Consider the following 15,743-nt stretch of genomic DNA (forward strand, 5'->3'; position numbering starts at 1 on the left):
AGGTGTCGCAAACTCACCCTCTCCAGGGTCACCACTCCGACTCTGGATGCGCCACGTCCAGGTCGGTGAACGATCGGAGCTCGATCGCAAGTGCCGAACTCATGTGGGGCGGGGCCCATCGCGGAGGTCCCGGACCATCACTGCGTAGACCGGAGAGTCGGCGAACGGCTGCTGCTCGCCAGTCTTGCGGTAGCTCCACCGCTCATAGAGGGCTTGCACCTTGGGGTGAGTCACGTCGACCAAGAGCACGGCCAGGTCTTCGTTGCGCGTACTCAGCAGCGCCTCGTGCAGCTGGTCTGCAATTCCCTGCTTGCGCCACTTCGGCCGCACCATGACCTCGGAGACTGCGTAGGTCGCGGTGTAGCCGTTGTTCGGTTCGAACGCGGTCGAGCGCCACCACTCACGGCCGGCTTGCAGCGGGGCGCCGTACGCGAACCCCGTCGGCTGCTCATCCTCGAAGGCGACAACGCAGGTGAATCCGTCCATGCTGGACCAGTGATCGACGAACCACGGGAACCGTTGGTTGAACTCGTTGTCCATGGCTTCGGCATAGGAATCAGCGTGTACGTCGATCAGCAGCTGCTTGAAGCCCTCGGGGAGGCTTCCGTGGTTGTAGTGGCGCAGGTCGATCAGCCTGGTCACGCTCGACTCCATTCTTCTCGCATACGGTCGGCCCAGTCGCGTGCATACGCCGTGGACGGCGCTAGCCGGAACAGGTCTCGGTGGAAATCTCCGATCAGGGTGCGCATCCGTCCTGGAAGCGGAGCGCCGTCCATGATCTGGAAAACAGTGGCCGCAGTCTCCGTCGCCCGCTCGGGTTCGTCCTGTCGGAGCTGCGCGAGGGCGAGCTGGCATGTAGCCAGAGCACGGTTGCGCTGGAACTCCACCGGAATCTTGGCGAGGGCGCGATGGGCCATGGCCTCGGCGTGGGTAGCTTCACCGTTGCGGTTCAGGATGACGGCCGCAAGGTGATTAAGTTCTGCTGGCCCGTAGAACGCAGTCCAGCGTGGCCGCTCGTCCGCGGCTGCCTTCCGCAGGGTTTCTTGCGCTGATCCAAGGGCACGTTTGGCTGCTCTCGGATCGCCCAGTGATGAGTGGGCGAGGGCGAGGCGTACCCGACCCATGGAGCTAAAGAAGGGGTCTCTCCGAGCTGCCTTCGAGGCGTTGGCCGCCTGCGCGGCCGCTAGTTGCTCGGGCCAGTTCTTTCGCTGGTACGCCAGCATCGCCACGTTGATCCACACCCGCATTCCGGTCGCAGAGTCTTGAGACAACCCCGCGAAGGTCGTGGACTCGTGAAGATGCCCCTGCGCTGCGTCCAGCTCCCGCAGGTCGATGCACGCCCACGCCGCGATAGTCGTGTATTCGGCGGCGAGGGCGTACAAGGCCCGGCGCACGCTTTCACTGGCATTTCGCTGCTGGAGTTCCAGGATCTTGGCGCGGCCCTCGATGGCCGCGGCAGCAAGGGAACGGTGTCCGCCCTGACGGTCGTCCGCTGCGACGAGCTTATTCATGCCTGCGGAGGCCCGATCGACGTCCGTCATGCCTACCGAGCGACGCTGCTTCCCGAGGGGCACAGCGCCGGCCGCCGTTCCTGTGGTGGCAACGATGAAGTCACGACGCCGCACGGGGCCCTCCGGAGAATGTTGCATGGTGCTGGGGGTGTTGAACCCCAGGTCCGCCACGGGGCAGCCGAACACACGCTCAAGTGCAGCGCAAGTACGGCCGATTGGCCGCCGGGTCGTCCCGTTGAGCAGGTTCCGGATCGTGCGCGAGGACATGTCCCCAGGTCTGCCGGTGATCTCCAGTAACGCCTGGTTGCAGCGGTCAGCCAACTCGTCCTGTGTCACGCCGAGTTCATCCATCCGCTTCTGAAGGATGACGTTCGCTCCCATGCACCGAAAGTAGTACCGCCGCTACTGAACTGCCCAGAATCTAGGCAATGGGAACGTAAAGTCTTCCGGTCGATGGTGAGGCGCGGACCTTGGACTCTTCCTGTCGTCCGGTCACCGAGCGTCGTTGACTGAGTATTAGCCGTCACACCGCACCTCGGCATGGGGGATCTCGCCTCTGTGCCGTACCAACCAGGTGGCCGTTAGTGATCTTTGATCACCTTGACCACCCCCAAGCCCTTGACCCCATTCCGTGCACCGCGGATTGGCGGTTCGCTCTTGTAGGCCAGCTACCAGACGAGCGGGAGCACTCCACATGAACGCCTCCACTGGCACAACCGACACTGTGAGCGCCGACCGCTTGGACAGCGTCGACCTGCCGTGGAACCGCGTTCCCCTGGGGAGGGCGAAGCAGCGAGTGACCCACTCGGCGGAGGTACACGAGCCCTCGTCCGGGGTGTCCGACGGCGAGGTGAGAAGTGCACGACGTAACGGCGCTGCACGACGCATCCTCTCCCACGGCGCTCGACCGGGAGGAGGAGCATGATGAGCCCCGCAACGTCTGCAGTCGTCGTTGCCGCGTGCGAAATACAGCAGGGCATCGGCCCTGGGTTCGCGGTTGCCTTCACCCCGGACGAGTGCCGAGTCGCACACATGCGCAAGATCACCGCAGCACACCTGCGGCTGTGGCGAGTACCGAAGTCGACCGCTGAGAACGTGATCCTCGCAGTGTCGGAACTCGTGACCAACGGTATCCAGCACGGGTACGGCGCCGTAGGGCTGAAAGCCATCTGCGTCGACGGCGAGCTGCGGGTCGAGGTCACGGACGGCAATCCGGCCCCCGCCCGGCTCGCCCAGGCCGATGATGACGACCTCTCCGGCCGCGGCCTCTTCCTCGTCGCCGTCCTCGCCCACAACTGGGGAGTCAGCGACGACGGCCACACCACGTGGTGTGCCTTCCGCCTCTCCTCGGGGAGGAACGGATGACCGCCGTGATGTACGAAAGCGCCGCTCCATTACCCGTCGCAGCGTGGGCCCACGACGCGGAGACAGCCAGCCGAGTCGACCTCGGCCTACGCCGCTTCCTTGCCTCCGACGCGGTCACCGTCGACCTGTACGACGATCTGGAGACCGTCCTGGGCGAGAACGCCGCGCGCCTCAGCCCGGAAGACAGTTTGGTCATCTCGGACCGGCTGAAGGATGTGGCGCCGGTGCTCAAGGAAGTTGTCGAGCGCCTGCTGAAGCCCTACCCGCCGGAGATGGACGCCGTCATGGACCGGAGCAGCGAGTTTCCGGGCCCGGATGACGCCCACGGTCATCTGGTGCGCTTCGCCAGTTCGATCCTCAGCGTCCTCGACCTGATGGGGGAACTCGCTGAGCTGAGGGAGGACGATCCCTCATGACGCATCCCCCCGCCCCATACGCCGGGCTGCTTCCCCTGGCTGCCCGACTCTCCGCCCGGCGCCGGGAAAACACGGCTCCGCACGTCCCCCTATGGGAGCCGAAGCGCCCCGGCGCGGGGCGGAGCACCCTCTGCATCATCGGTGCAGTGCTTTGCGCGTTCACCCTCGCTGGCCTGCACCGCTCTCCGCGCCGCCGACCGGTCCCGGTCATACACAGCTTGGTAGCCGCTGACGAAGGGCGATTCGCCGAGCTGTGCCGGCAGAGAACTCACGCCCGCCAGAAGGGAGCGCAGCAGTGACCACGATCGCGAGGATCATCCTCGCCCCCAGAGAGCGGCAAGTCATCGAGGGCTTATGCGATGGCAGCACGCTCAGTTCAGTCGCTCAGGCCCTCAAGATCAGGGAAGGCACAGCTGCCGGCTACCTCAAGCTGGCGAAGCGGAGGTTGTATGGAGTGAGTGACACAGCTGCCGCCATCGCCGTCGGCTTCGCCACCGAAGCCATCGACCGGCCGAATCTGCTGGACTGCGCGGGGCTGCACGTGCCGCTTGAGCAGCGTCAGCTCGTGCCGTTCGTCGCGAGGGGCATGCGTTCCGCGCAGATGGCCACCGAGCTGAAGCGTCCGGTCAACATCGTCCGCCGGGACGGCCGCGACCTGATGTCGAATCTCGGGGCGAGGAACCCCGCTCATATCGTCACGCGGGCTTGGCAGTACCAGCTCTTGGCGGCGGAGCAGGTGATCTCATGGCTTCGCTGATTCCTGAGAGTCTGGCGATTGCTGTGGCGCCATGCGAAGCACGCGAGGACATCCCCACGGTCCCCGACAAGGTCGAGGTCTTGGCCCTCGTCGAGGCTGCGTTGTCCTGGGATATAGACGGCCCCGCTCTCCCGGCCGTCAAAGATGCTCTGAGCTTGGCCCGGCAGTTCACCGACTACGGCAGGATCGTCGCCGCCGACCTGGAATCGCAGCTCCGCAGCTTGCCTGCGGACTCGGACCTCTGCATCAGTGCACAGGCGACTCTCAGCGAGGCCAGCAGGCGGCTTCCCCTGAAGCCTTTGGTGCAGAGCGCTTCCCGCCGGTCGGCCGCCCACCGCGCGCAGAACCTCGCTCGTCTCGCCCAAGCCCTGAATCGCACGATCGGCGAGGTCGGCCGCGAACAAGCCCGCGCGCGCCACGTAGAGGCACCGCAGCGGGAGTAACCCCCCATGACTGGGGATTCCTCCCGGGCGTGTGGATCTTCGTGCGGTTCACGAGGGCCCGAGATCGTCCCGGAGGAGGCGGCACCAAGCCGTGCCCCGGCCGCACTCCGTGGGGGAGCAAGCGGCCGGCCCCTGAGCCGCCCGCCCGCGGTCAAGTGCCACGTACCGATCGGTAGGCGGGCGCACCACCCGGCAGCCGGGCCTGAACAAGGGCCGGTGCCGGATGAACCGTGTGGGGAGGAGCCCCGTTCCTATACAGGACTCCTCCCCATACGAACCGGCTCAACGAAGGAAGGGAGAACAGCGGTGGCGATATCCGAGACCGCTTTTCAGCCGAACTCCGTCGGTCACCTGGCCCAGCGGCACGTAACCGCATCCCCAGTACAGCCGCCTGGCTAGCGTCGCCGACGGCATAGAGCACGCGCCTTCACAAACGCGCACACACCACCGAAGGAACCTCCTGTGACCGATGTTTCGACCGTAGCCCCCAACGAAGCCACGCGACTGCGCCACAAGATCATCGACCAGTTGCGGGATGAGGGCTGGATCACCACGGCGGAGGTCGAGGCGGCCATGAAGAAGGTGCCCCGAGACCGCTTCACCCCGGCGGGCACGCCGCTGGAAGAGGTGTACGCGCCGTACTCAGCCGTGATCACCAAGACCGACGAGTACGGCGTGCAGATCAGCAGCGTCTCTGCCCCGCAGATCCAGGCCATCCAGCTGGAGCAGTGTCAGCTCAAGCCGGGAATGCGTGTCCTGGAGATCGGTTCGGGCGGCCTCAATGCCGCTTATCTAGCCGAACTCGTCGGGTCTGGCGGGCATGTAACCACGGTTGATATCGACTCGGAGGTCACCGAACGCGCCGAACGACTCCTCGCCGAGAACGACTACGACCAGGTGCGCGTGGTCACCGCGGACGCCGCCGAGCCGATCCCCGACCTCGGCGCAGTGGACGTCATCCTCGTCACCGTCGGGGCTTGGGACATCCCGCCGGCCTGGACCGATCAGCTGGAGCCGGGTGGTCGTCTCGTCGTGCCGCTGCGGATGCGCGGCCTGACCCGCTCCGTCGCCTTCACCCGTGTCGGTGACCACCTGGAGTCGGAGTCGGCGAAGATCTGCGGATTCGTTCCCATGCAGGGCACGACCGAGCACGATGAACAGCTCCTGCTCGTCAACGGAACCCCGGAGATCGGCCTGCGCTTTGACGACGGGTTGCCCGCCGAGCCCAGCAAGCTCGACAACGCCGTCACGACACCGCGCTACGAGCTGTGGACCGGCGTCACCATCGGCCTGTCCGAACTGCTCGACACCTTCCAGATGCATCTGGCGATCAGCCTGCCGGGCTTCTGCACCATGGCCGTCGATGAGGATCTGGACACCGGTCTGGTCGCCCCGGTGAACAAGCGGTACGCCCTCGCCGCCGTCGAAGAGGACACCTTCGCCTACCTCGTCACCCGCCGCACCGAGGACAACAAGCACGTCGAGTACGGCGTGCACGCCCTGGGCCCGAACGCCGAACAGTTCGCCGCGAGGATCGCCGACGTCCTGCGCGACTGGGAGGCCCACCGGCGCGGCGGCCCCAGCCCGAGCATCCGGGTCTATCCGGCCGGCACCCCCGATGACCAGATCCCCGCGGACCGGGTCATCGACAAGGTCCACAGCCGGATCTCACTCTCCTGGCCCGCGGCCTGAGAGCTGCGAGCCAGGTCTGCCAGGTACCACCCCGTCAACCAGGAGGATCGATATGAGCCCCACCAGTGCAGTTCTGGAAGCGCCGCAGGCCACCTTCGGCGAGGAGGACGACTTCGCCCCGCTGGACGTCAAGGTGATCGTCGCTGCCCACCCCATCGGGAAGCTGATGTGCTCCACCGGCGACGGGTGTGGCGGAACCTGCGCCGGCAGCGCCTCGTCCTGCAACAGCTTCGTCGAGGACCCGGCCTGACCTGACGCACGACCGGTCAAGCGGGGGCGTCGAACAGCTCTGTTCGGCGCCCCCGCGCCCGCCACAGCCGCCACCCTTTGCCGGAAGGACCGAGTTCTCATGGCTGACGCCATCAGGTACCAGTGGACGGGCGCAGCCATGCTCCGCGCCACCACCGACCCGAGCCCCGCCGATATCCCCCCGGGCCTCAACCTGGACGATGCGGTGAGTACCCGCACGTGGCTCGTGCGGATCTGGCAGCGGCCCGACGTACGCAACGCCCTGAGTACTGCCAGCCCCGTTCTCTCCCAGACGGTGGAAAGCATCGTCCGCGGCACGCCCCCGCCGTCCCGCCAGATCCGCCGGGCCGCCCTGTCCGTCGTCTCCTACCTCCTGCGCTGGCGGCAACGCCCCACCCCCTTCGGCCTGTTCGCCGGGACTGCCCCGCTGACGGTCGAGACAGCACCGCGCGTGGGCTGGGGCCATGACCACCCCGTGAGGCTGCGCGCCGACGGCGAGTGGATCAGCGACGTCATCCAGCACCTGGAGAACGACGCCGACCTCCTCGAACGGCTCCCCGTCATCGCCAACAACACTGCCTACGTCCGCGGTGACCGTCTCGCTGCGCCCGGCCCGCCCGCCGATGGCCACGCCCGCCTCATGGCGCCCGTCGAGATATCCATGCGCCTCACCCGGCCGGTGAAGGCGGCGATGCACGCCGCCCAGAAGCCGATCCGCTACCAGGACCTACGTGATCACCTGACGGCCCTGTTCCCGGCCGGAGCCGGAGGAGGGATCGAGGCGGTCCTGCGCGAACTCCTCACACAGAACCTCCTCATCACCAGCCTGCGCCCGCCCATGACGGTCCTCGACGCGCTCGACCACGTCTGCGCAGAGCTGAAGAAGGCCGACGCGCACTCCCTGCCCGACGTCGGGGACTACGCCCGCAGCCTGTACGACCTGCGCGACGATCTGGCCTCACACCACGAGACCGCCGCAGCCACCAATCTGCAGGCGCTCACCACCCGCATGGCCTCCCAGTCGGCCATCGCGCCCGTGCCGGTGCTCGTGGACACCGTCCTGCACACATCGGTCCAGTTGCCCTCGGCCGTCGTGACCGAGGCGCAGAACGCCGTCACCGTCCTGCACCGCCTCAGCCCGCTGCCCTACGGCTACCACCACTGGCGGGACTACCACCGCCGGTTCCGTGCCGAATACGGCGTCGGCACGAGCGTTCCCGTCCTCGACCTGGTCGCCGACAGCGGTCTGGGCTGGCCCGCCGGATATGTCGGCTCCGATCGGCGCAAAGCTCCCACGCTGCTCACCGACCGCGACACCGTGCTCCTCAAGCTCATCCAGCAGAGCGGCCGTGGCGACCTCGTCCTCGATGAGCCCACGATCACCGAACTTGTCGAAGCCGCAGGCATTGATGAGCCGCTCTACGCAGACCGCTGCGAACTCGGCTTCGAGGTCCACGCTCCCTCTACGCGCGCACTGGTCCAGGGCGAGTTCAGTATCGAAGTCATCGGTGTCCCCCGACCCGGGAGCAGCATGCTCGGGCGCTTCGCCCATCTGCTGCCCGCCGATCAGCAGCGGCGGATCGCCGACTCGTACACGACCCGGGACGATGCGATCACCGCGCAGCTTTCCTTCGGCCCGCGGCGGCGCCGCAACGAGAACGTCTCCCGAACCCCTCAGCTGCTGCCCTACGTGATCCCGCTCGCCGAGCATCCGGTCGAGGGCGCCACGGCAATCGCCCTGGATGACGTCGGCGTCACCGCCGACGCCCGCAGTCTCCACCTCGTCCAGATCTCCACCGGTCGCCCGATCGACGCGCGCGTCCTCCATGCTCTGGAGGCCGGTATCCAGACTCCGCCCCTGGCCCGGTTCCTGGCCGAGGTCGCCGGCGCCCGGCACGCGGCCTACAAACCCTTCGACTTCGGCGCCGCCTCCCGCCTGCCGTACCTGCCCCGTGTGCGCTATGGCCGCTCCACCCTGGCCCCGGCCCGCTGGCTCCTCGACAACCGCGGGATGCCCGGCCGCTCCGCATCGCACAACGACTGGGAGCAGGCATTCGCGGCCTGGCGCAGGCGCATGGACGTCGCCCGCTACGTCTGCCTGATGGAATACGACCAGCGTCTGCCCCTGGACCTCAACCATCCCGTGCACCGCCGCCTCGTGCGTTCCCGTATGTACGAGGGGCCCGGCCTGGAGCTTCGCCAGGCTGCGGACCCCGACGCCCACGGCTGGATCGGCCGCGCGCACGACGTCGTGCTCCCGTTCGTACGAACCACCCCCACCAAGCGGTCACTGCCGGTACTTCGGCCCCACCAGGACACCCAGGCGCCCATCCAGTTCCCCGGGGCTGGCTCGGTACTTCAGATGCACCTGCACGCTCACCCCGATCGGTTCGACGAGATCCTGGACCGCCACCTCTCACGGCTGTTTGCCTCGCTCGAATCCGAGCCCACGTGGTGGTTCACCCGCCACCGCCAGCTCGCCCGCCCCGAGACCGGTCAGCACCTCGCGCTGAACCTGCTCATCGTTCCGGCCGAACATGCCGCCGTGGCAGCCGCCGTGAACCGGTGGGCGAGCGTCCTGCACTACCAACGCCTTCTTGCCCGTGTGACCTTGGAGCCATACCGGCCCCAGACCGGGCGCTTTGGCGCACACACCGCAATGGACGCGGCGCACGAGGTGTTCGCCGCAGACTCCGCGGCGGCCCTCGCGCAGATCCGCCTCTCCGCCGGTTCGCACATCCCGCCCCAAGCGGTGACAGCCGCGAGCCTGGTCAACCTCGCTGCCCATCTCCTGCCCTCCGCCAATGACGCATGGCGATGGCTGATCGAGAACACCCCCGCCCACGGGAGGCCCGACCGGGACCACCGCGCCCAGGCTCTCCAGCTCTACACATCCGAGGGCGGCACCGACCTCACCGCCGCATGGGCAGAACGCGGGCGCTGTCTCGCCGCCTACCGGCAGACCCTCACCACGGAGCAGCACGACCCCGGCACCGTGCTGCGCTCGTTGCTGCACCAGCACCACGTGCGGGCCCTCGGAGTCGACCCCACCGTCGAAGCCGCCACCCTGTACCTCGCCCGCACCGTGGCCTTACGCCATCAGCCGGTCAAGGCGGCCCGATGACCGAGGTAATGGATCAAGCCCACACCCTCGTCCAGGATTTCACCGCCGCCCTCAGCCAGCCCTCCACACCCCCGAAGGACGAGCCGTGGGCCGGGCAATCCCTCGCCACCGGCGCGGCCGGCATCGCCTTGTTCCACATCGAGCAGGCCGCCACCGGCCAGGCGACGTGGCACTCCGCGCACCGCTGGATCGGGCAGGCCGCCGCCGGTGAAATCACCGCCACCGACAGCACCGGCCTCTACCTCGGTGCCCCCGCCATCGCGTTCATCCTGCAGAGCGTCCCGGACTCCGTGGAACACCTCTACCGTGACGCGCGCACCGCCCTGCACAGCCACGTCGTGAACCTGGCGCACCGCCGCGTCGGCAGTGCCCTCGCCCGCATGTACCGAGGCGCGCACGCGAACTTCGCCGAGTACGACACCTTCTACGGGCTCACCGGCATCGGCGCCTACCTGCTACGCACCGCCCCCAACAGCGACGCGATGGAGAAGGTCCTGCGCTACCTCGTCTCGCTGACACACCCTCTCGACTGCGACGGCCACAGCACCCTCGGATGGTGGGTAGACCACGACATGAGGCGTACGGACAGGCTGCCGGGCGGCCACGGCAACCTCGGTGTCGCCCACGGCATCACCGGGCCGCTCCTGCTCCTCGCTCAAGCCCATCGCCGCGGCATCCAGGTCGACGGCCAGGCCGAGGCCATCCGCGCCATCTGCGACCACCTCGACACGTGGCGGCAGGAAAGCGACACCGGACCGTGGTGGCCCGAACACCTCACGCTCACCGACCTCAAAACGGGTCGACCGCACCAGCACGGGCCCGCCCGGCCCTCGTGGTGCTACGGCACACCCGGCATCGCCCGCGCCGGTCAACTCGCCGGGATCGCCCTTGGCGACTCCGCCCTTCAACGCATGTACGAGAACGCCCTCCACCAGTGTCTGAGCGACCCCGTACAGCTCGCCCGGATCACCGATGGGGGTCTCTGCCACGGCTGGCCGGGCCTGTACCAGACCGTCTTCAGAGCAGCCCACGACGCCGGCACCCCGCACCTGGCTGCCCAGCTCCCAGCTCTCCGCAAGAACCTGGTCGCCCACGCTCGCCCAGCGGCTGGGGATGGGCCGGGCCTTCTGGAAGGCGACGCCGGATACGCCCTCGCCCTCACCACCGTCGCAGCCGACCGACCGCCGATCACTGGATGGGATGCATGTCTGCTGATCAACTGATCCCCGTTGCCGAATCCCCCGACCCCAGCCCCGTGGGCCGCGCTGTTCTCGACGTCCTGGCTGGAGGGCGCCTCGACGAGGTAGCCCGCGGGGCGGGTATGGAACCCGTAACGCTGTCCGATGCTGTGGAGGTGTTCAAGCAGGCCGGGGGTGAAGCTCTTGATCGACAGGAACGGCGCACGAATTGGTGGCAGTTCTATATAGAGTTCCCCGACTGGCCCCACGCCGAGCGGACCGCGGCCGCACACCTGGTGCCGCTCCTCGGCACGCTGCAGGAGCGCGGCACGATCTCTCTGTGGTGGTTCATCCGCAAGCACCCCTGCTGGCGTCTGCGCGTCCACGGCGGTCCGGAGACCCAGGTGCACGCCGAACTCGGAACGCGGTTGGATGAACTGGTCAAGGAAGGCCACCTCACCCGTTGGTGGCCGGGCATTTACGAGCCCGAGACCGCGGCCTTCGGGGGCGCCTCCGGGATGATGAACGCGCACCTCCTTTTCGCTGCGGACAGCACTCAGATCCTGACCCTGCACAGCAGAACAGACGTACACCTCGGCCGGCGGGAACTATCCGCTCTCCTGTGCACGGTCATGATGCGTGCAGCGGGCCTGGAGTGGCTGGAGCAAGGCGACGTTTGGGATCGCGTCATCAACGAGGAACACCGCACGTCCACGGGCAAGGTCCTTGAAGGACGCCTTGGGGGAATGACCCGGCAAATCCGAGAACTTCTCGTCAGCGACACCGCACCGGACGGCCCCGTATTCGGCGACGGTGGGCCTCTGCATCCCCTTGCCGAGTGGGCCGCAGCCTTCCATCGCACGGGCAACGCACTCAAAGAAGGCGTCGCATTTGGTTCTCTCGACCGTGGAATCCGGCGGGTCTTGGCCTACCACGTCATCTTCCACTGGAACCGGCTCGGTCTCTCCCTCGGCGCCCAGAGCGCCCTCGCGCTGGCCGCCCGTACCGCGATCCTCGATCCGCCCCAAGACGCGCAGGAACCGGGCTGATCAACGAATCGCGAACCGAGTGGCATCGCCGACCCCCACCAGGACCGACCCCTTCGGAAACCTCACCTGTCACAGGGGTTTCAGACCTCGGCGATTCGGCCAACCCACGCCGCCCAAGAAGGGCCCCCAGCACTGCGGACACACGCTCTCCTCATGCGGTTCAAGGGCGTCAACGAGTCCGGAATCGAGCGCGTTCGATTCCTCACGGGCGTCGTTATGCCAAGCACTACCGCGCCACCCAGGCTCGGAGTTGACCCCAAGGAGGAGCCCCAGGTGACTGTCACCGACGCCTCGACGGAACGTGAGGACGTACCTCCCCCTCCACCACCTGCGGAGATTCGCTACAGCGGCGAATACTCCACCAACCCCCTCGGGGAGGTCTCGTTTGCGCACATGTGCTCTCGGCTGCCATCCGTGCTGCGCGGGATCTGCCGCATGGCGTGGCGCCTCGACCGCACGGCCGTTCTCCTTCTCGTGGCCTGCCAACTCGTCACAGGAGCCGCGGCCGCGCTAGGTCTGGCCGCGACCGCGCACGCCATGCGTCCCATCCTGGCCCCCGGCGCCGTGGACGACCGACTCCATGCGGCTCTGCCCGCTCTACTCGTCGTCGCCGGCGCCGCAGCCTCGGGGAAGCTGTCCGGTGCGCTCGCCTCCTACGCCGACCGCAGGCTCACACCGCCGCTGACAACCTCCGCCGACGTGGCGCTCGTCGAAGCGGTGTGCCGCGTCGAAGCCTCCGCCTATGCCCATGACGGCTTTGCCGACCGGCAGGAAGCAGCGGAGATGGGCGTGACGCGCACTCACGTGATGGTGAACGATGCGCAGCGCTTCATGGCGGCCCTCATCAGAATGGTGGCCGCAAGCGGAATCCTGTCGGTGCTGCACTGGGCGATGCTGCCCCTGCTCCTTCTCGCCGTCATTCCTGCCGGGGTCGGCGCGCTCCTCACCGCACGAGTCGATTACGAGATGCATTACGCCAACGTCTCGGACCGCAACGTGCGCCACATGATGCGCTGGTGGGCGACCACCCCGAAACACGGTGACGAAGTCCGGGCCAATGGGATGACCGGCTATTTGCTGTTCTGGTATCGCTCTTTGTCCCAGCGCATCGATGGCCGTCTCCTCGCCGTTGCTCCCCGCACCTTGCGCATTACCCTGCTGTCCGCGGCGGTCGGTGGTTTCTTCCTGCTCCTGGCGTGGGCCGCTCTCGCCTGGATGGCGGTTACCGGGCGCATCGAACTCGCTCTTGCCGCCACTGCGGTCGTCGCCGTTCAGACCACCCTGGCAGCGCTGTCCCAGGTCGTCGTCAACGGGGCGGCCCTGTTCCACACCAGTCTGTATCTGACCGATATGCACGCGTTCCTCGACGATGCTGCTCGCCGCGCACCCCAGCGCGGCGAGGTTCCCGCGCCCTCGGTCGTGGAGGAGATCCGCATCGACAACGTGGGCTACCAGTACCCCGGCAAGGACCGCCCGGCCGTCGATGGCGTCTCCTTCTCGCTGCGACGCGGTGAGATCCTGGCCATCGTCGGCGAGAACGGCAGCGGGAAGTCAACCCTCCTCCGTCTTATCACCGGCATCTATTTGGCCGACAAGGGGCGCATTCTGTGGAATGGGGCAGACCTCGCCGATCTTCACCAGGACAGCGTTTGGGCACGTACCGGTCTCGTCCCGCAACTATTCGCGCAGTGGCCATTGCGTGTCCGGGAGAACGTCACCCTCGGGCAGCCCCGCACTCATGATGACCGATCCGTATGGGAAGCGATCGATGCCGTGGGTATGCGGGAGGCGGTTGAGGCTCTACCCGACGGTATCGAGACGCTACTCGCCCGTGAAGTCTTCGGCGGTGCCGAACTCTCCGGCGGACAATGGCAGCGCCTTGCCTGTTCTCGCGCAATCTACAGGCGACCTGAACTGCTCATTCTGGATGAGCCGACCTCACAAATGGACGCCCGAGGTGAACACCAAATCTTCGAGAAGATCAAGGGCAGTGCCGCCGACCGCATCACCATCGTGGTCACACACCAGTTGGAGAACACGAAACTCGCTGACCGCATCCTCGTCATGGACAAGGGTCGAGTCATCGAGCACGGACAGTACGAGGAACTAGCGCAAGCTGACGGCCTCTTCGCTGAACTTGTCGCGCTCGGGAAAGACCGCTGAATCCCCCCTCACACCAGCAGGGCCACTCAAACCAGTAGGGGCGCCCAATGCTCCTTCGCTCGAATGGAACCTCAACGTGACTACTCTGACCGACCCCGCTGAGCCGAAGCCCACGCCAGACCTCCATAGCCACGAACGAGGACCCACCCCCTTGCAGAGCGACACGTGGAACATCATTAACACCTTGGCCGCACGCTTCACCGCTCACGATGCAGAACGCGGCCTTCCCCTGGAGGAGCAGTGGACGCTCCAAGTACTGAAGATCGCCGAGGAAACTGGCGAAGCAGCCCAGGCCGTCATGGGCGCCCGCGGGACCAACCCGCGTAAGGGAAATAGTCACACATGGCAGGACGCCCAGGCCGAAGTCGCGGACGTCGTAATCACCGGGCTGGTCACCCTGGCCCGTATGCGGCCCGATGATGCTGCTGTCTACCTCCACCAGCAACTCCTGGCCAAGTCGGCGAAGTTCCTTCCCCCAGAACGAACCGCGCCCACCAACTCGTCATCGTGATGTAGCAGAGCCTCAACAGACCGGTACTCGTCGAAAGGAACTGGAAAATGACGCCTCCAAGCGACCCCTCGAAACCTTGGGCTGAGTGGCATCAGGAGGGGATGGGGCCCACGCAGCAAGCATTCCTTGAACTAGTCCGCCAGACCAAGGACACCAAGAATTACTGCCAGAACATTATCTGGGGCAATCTCCAGACTCCGGAGTACGCTCGGGCCATCCTGCGCCTGGTGGTGGACTTCCACGGCTTTCCCGACGACATCGAAGACGGAGTGGCCGCCCGCACCGCCCGAGCCGCGCTCATCGGAACGGGCGGACGCACTTACCACGTGCTCCTCGGTGAACCGGCTCTCCGACGCAACATCGGCGGAGCCGCCGTCATGCGCGGCCAACTCAGTCGGCTGCTGGAAGCGTTCGACCTCCCCGGGCTCAAGCTGGGTGTGATTCCTGACCGCGCCCAGCTCGACATCTACCCAGGCAACAGCTTCGGGATCTTCGACGGCACACGGGTGGAAATCGAGAATTTCGCCGACTCCCCAACCTCCACCGACCCGGAGCAGGTAGCTACCTACGGCCGGGCGTTCGACCTCTTGGCACGTGGCGCGCTGTACGGAGGGGAGGCGCACGCCATGGTCCAGAGCGAACTGCGAGCTCTGTAGGCGTACCAGCAGATGTAACAGAACTCGGCCTGTTGGCGTTCCGCGCTGTGAAAAGGGGTTGGCGCTTGTGTCCACCCCACCAGCGACACGGCGGAGGAATGGTGACGGCTGCTACCGCTCCCCTCTCACCGGCGGCAGGCCGGGCCTTCTGGCAGGAACCTCTGTTCCCGTCACGGCCCGGCCTCGCGCCCCAACAGTCGGCGAAGAAGGCGGAAGCGAAAGCAGGCCCTCCCGAGGCTCCGAAAGAACCGCCAGCACCTCGTCAGGACTTCTCGCACGCCTGGGTCGTCGCCGCCGAGATTCAGGTAGAGCCGCGAGTCGCGTCTATCGCTGACTTCCGGGGCTCGTTCAAGACCGATGCGGGCCAGCGAGTAGACGCCTTGGAGGTGTACTGCAAGGGGTGCCGGCGTCCGTATGACGAGGTGAAGGGCTCCGACTGTGCGGAGAAGGTGGACAACCGCCACCTGATCGGCGGTGACCAGTCGACAAGGAAGAAGCGCAAAAGCCTGCCGGTCCCCAGGGGCGCCCAGATCATCCCGGGTGAGAAGGTTCAGCGGCGCGGCATCAGCGCCTACATGTCCGGGGTCAGCCGCCCCCGCTGACGCCGGACATGCGAGCACGCGACACTA

The 15,743-nt window shown here is 66.9% G+C and carries 15 protein-coding genes; 13 read left to right on the plus strand and 2 right to left on the minus strand.

Features of this window, described 5'->3' with window-relative positions; translation table 11 throughout:
* Positions 1 to 99 precede the first annotated feature (99 nt).
* Both ACH4DZ_RS18600 and ACH4DZ_RS18605 read right to left on the minus strand, forming a co-directional pair.
* The gene (locus ACH4DZ_RS18600) at positions 100 to 642 is read right to left on the minus strand and encodes a GNAT family N-acetyltransferase (protein WP_398288218.1); all 543 of its coding nucleotides are present in this window, start codon (positions 640 to 642) and stop codon (positions 100 to 102) included.
* The gene (locus ACH4DZ_RS18605; protein ID WP_398288220.1) at positions 639 to 1,892 is read right to left on the minus strand and encodes an XRE family transcriptional regulator; all 1,254 of its coding nucleotides are present in this window, start codon (positions 1,890 to 1,892) and stop codon (positions 639 to 641) included. The genes ACH4DZ_RS18600 and ACH4DZ_RS18605 overlap by 4 nt, the downstream gene beginning before the upstream one ends.
* Positions 1,893 to 2,489: 597 nt before the next feature.
* Between ACH4DZ_RS18605 and ACH4DZ_RS18610 the strand changes: the two genes are divergently transcribed.
* The 13 genes from ACH4DZ_RS18610 (at position 2,490) to ACH4DZ_RS18670 (ending at position 15,716) form a co-directional block, all read left to right on the plus strand.
* Positions 2,490 to 2,876: an ATP-binding protein gene (locus ACH4DZ_RS18610; RefSeq protein WP_398288316.1), complete on the plus strand. Its 387-nt coding sequence runs from the start codon at positions 2,490 to 2,492 to the stop codon at positions 2,874 to 2,876.
* On the plus strand, positions 2,873 to 3,292 hold the full coding sequence (locus ACH4DZ_RS18615; protein WP_398288221.1) for a hypothetical protein: 420 nt from the start codon (positions 2,873 to 2,875) through the stop codon (positions 3,290 to 3,292). Before ACH4DZ_RS18610 ends, ACH4DZ_RS18615 begins: the two co-directional genes overlap by 4 nt.
* Before the next feature lie 295 nt (positions 3,293 to 3,587).
* Complete coding sequence (locus ACH4DZ_RS18620; protein ID WP_398288222.1) at positions 3,588 to 4,049, plus strand: hypothetical protein; 462 nt, start codon at positions 3,588 to 3,590, stop codon at positions 4,047 to 4,049.
* Positions 4,037 to 4,492 carry a DUF6415 family natural product biosynthesis protein gene (locus tag ACH4DZ_RS18625; protein WP_398288223.1) on the plus strand — a complete coding sequence of 152 codons (456 nt, stop codon included), beginning with the start codon at positions 4,037 to 4,039 and terminating at the stop codon, positions 4,490 to 4,492. Before ACH4DZ_RS18620 ends, ACH4DZ_RS18625 begins: the two co-directional genes overlap by 13 nt.
* A gap of 462 nt (positions 4,493 to 4,954) precedes the next feature.
* A complete protein-coding gene (gene fxlM / locus ACH4DZ_RS18630; protein ID WP_398288224.1) occupies positions 4,955 to 6,184 on the plus strand; it encodes a methyltransferase, FxLD system in 1,230 nt (409 codons plus the stop codon).
* Positions 6,185 to 6,236: 52 nt separating this feature from the next.
* The gene (locus ACH4DZ_RS18635) at positions 6,237 to 6,434 is read left to right on the plus strand and encodes an FxLD family lanthipeptide (protein ID WP_398288225.1); all 198 of its coding nucleotides are present in this window, start codon (positions 6,237 to 6,239) and stop codon (positions 6,432 to 6,434) included.
* A gap of 99 nt (positions 6,435 to 6,533) precedes the next feature.
* Complete coding sequence (locus tag ACH4DZ_RS18640; RefSeq protein ID WP_398288226.1) at positions 6,534 to 9,557, plus strand: lantibiotic dehydratase; 3,024 nt, start codon at positions 6,534 to 6,536, stop codon at positions 9,555 to 9,557.
* Entirely contained in the window at positions 9,554 to 10,780 is a 1,227-nt protein-coding gene (locus tag ACH4DZ_RS18645) for a lanthionine synthetase C family protein (RefSeq protein WP_398288227.1), read from the plus strand. The genes ACH4DZ_RS18640 and ACH4DZ_RS18645 overlap by 4 nt, the downstream gene beginning before the upstream one ends.
* Positions 10,762 to 11,784, plus strand: coding sequence for a thiopeptide-type bacteriocin biosynthesis protein (locus ACH4DZ_RS18650; protein ID WP_398288228.1), 1,023 nt, complete (start codon positions 10,762 to 10,764; stop codon positions 11,782 to 11,784). The genes ACH4DZ_RS18645 and ACH4DZ_RS18650 overlap by 19 nt, the downstream gene beginning before the upstream one ends.
* A gap of 273 nt (positions 11,785 to 12,057) precedes the next feature.
* Positions 12,058 to 13,947 (plus strand): ATP-binding cassette domain-containing protein, encoded by a 1,890-nt coding sequence (locus ACH4DZ_RS18655; protein WP_398288229.1) that lies wholly within the window; start codon positions 12,058 to 12,060, stop codon positions 13,945 to 13,947.
* Positions 13,948 to 14,098: 151 nt separating this feature from the next.
* Complete coding sequence (locus ACH4DZ_RS18660; protein ID WP_398288231.1) at positions 14,099 to 14,458, plus strand: MazG-like family protein; 360 nt, start codon at positions 14,099 to 14,101, stop codon at positions 14,456 to 14,458.
* Between the two features lie 101 nt (positions 14,459 to 14,559).
* Complete coding sequence (locus tag ACH4DZ_RS18665) at positions 14,560 to 15,114, plus strand: DUF5753 domain-containing protein (RefSeq protein ID WP_398288232.1); 555 nt, start codon at positions 14,560 to 14,562, stop codon at positions 15,112 to 15,114.
* Between the two features lie 98 nt (positions 15,115 to 15,212).
* On the plus strand, positions 15,213 to 15,716 hold the full coding sequence (locus tag ACH4DZ_RS18670) for a hypothetical protein (protein WP_398288233.1): 504 nt from the start codon (positions 15,213 to 15,215) through the stop codon (positions 15,714 to 15,716).
* Positions 15,717 to 15,743 lie beyond the last annotated feature (27 nt).

Source organism: Streptomyces sp. NPDC017991 (assembly GCF_044328075.1).
Lineage (GTDB): Bacteria > Actinomycetota > Actinomycetes > Streptomycetales > Streptomycetaceae > Streptomyces.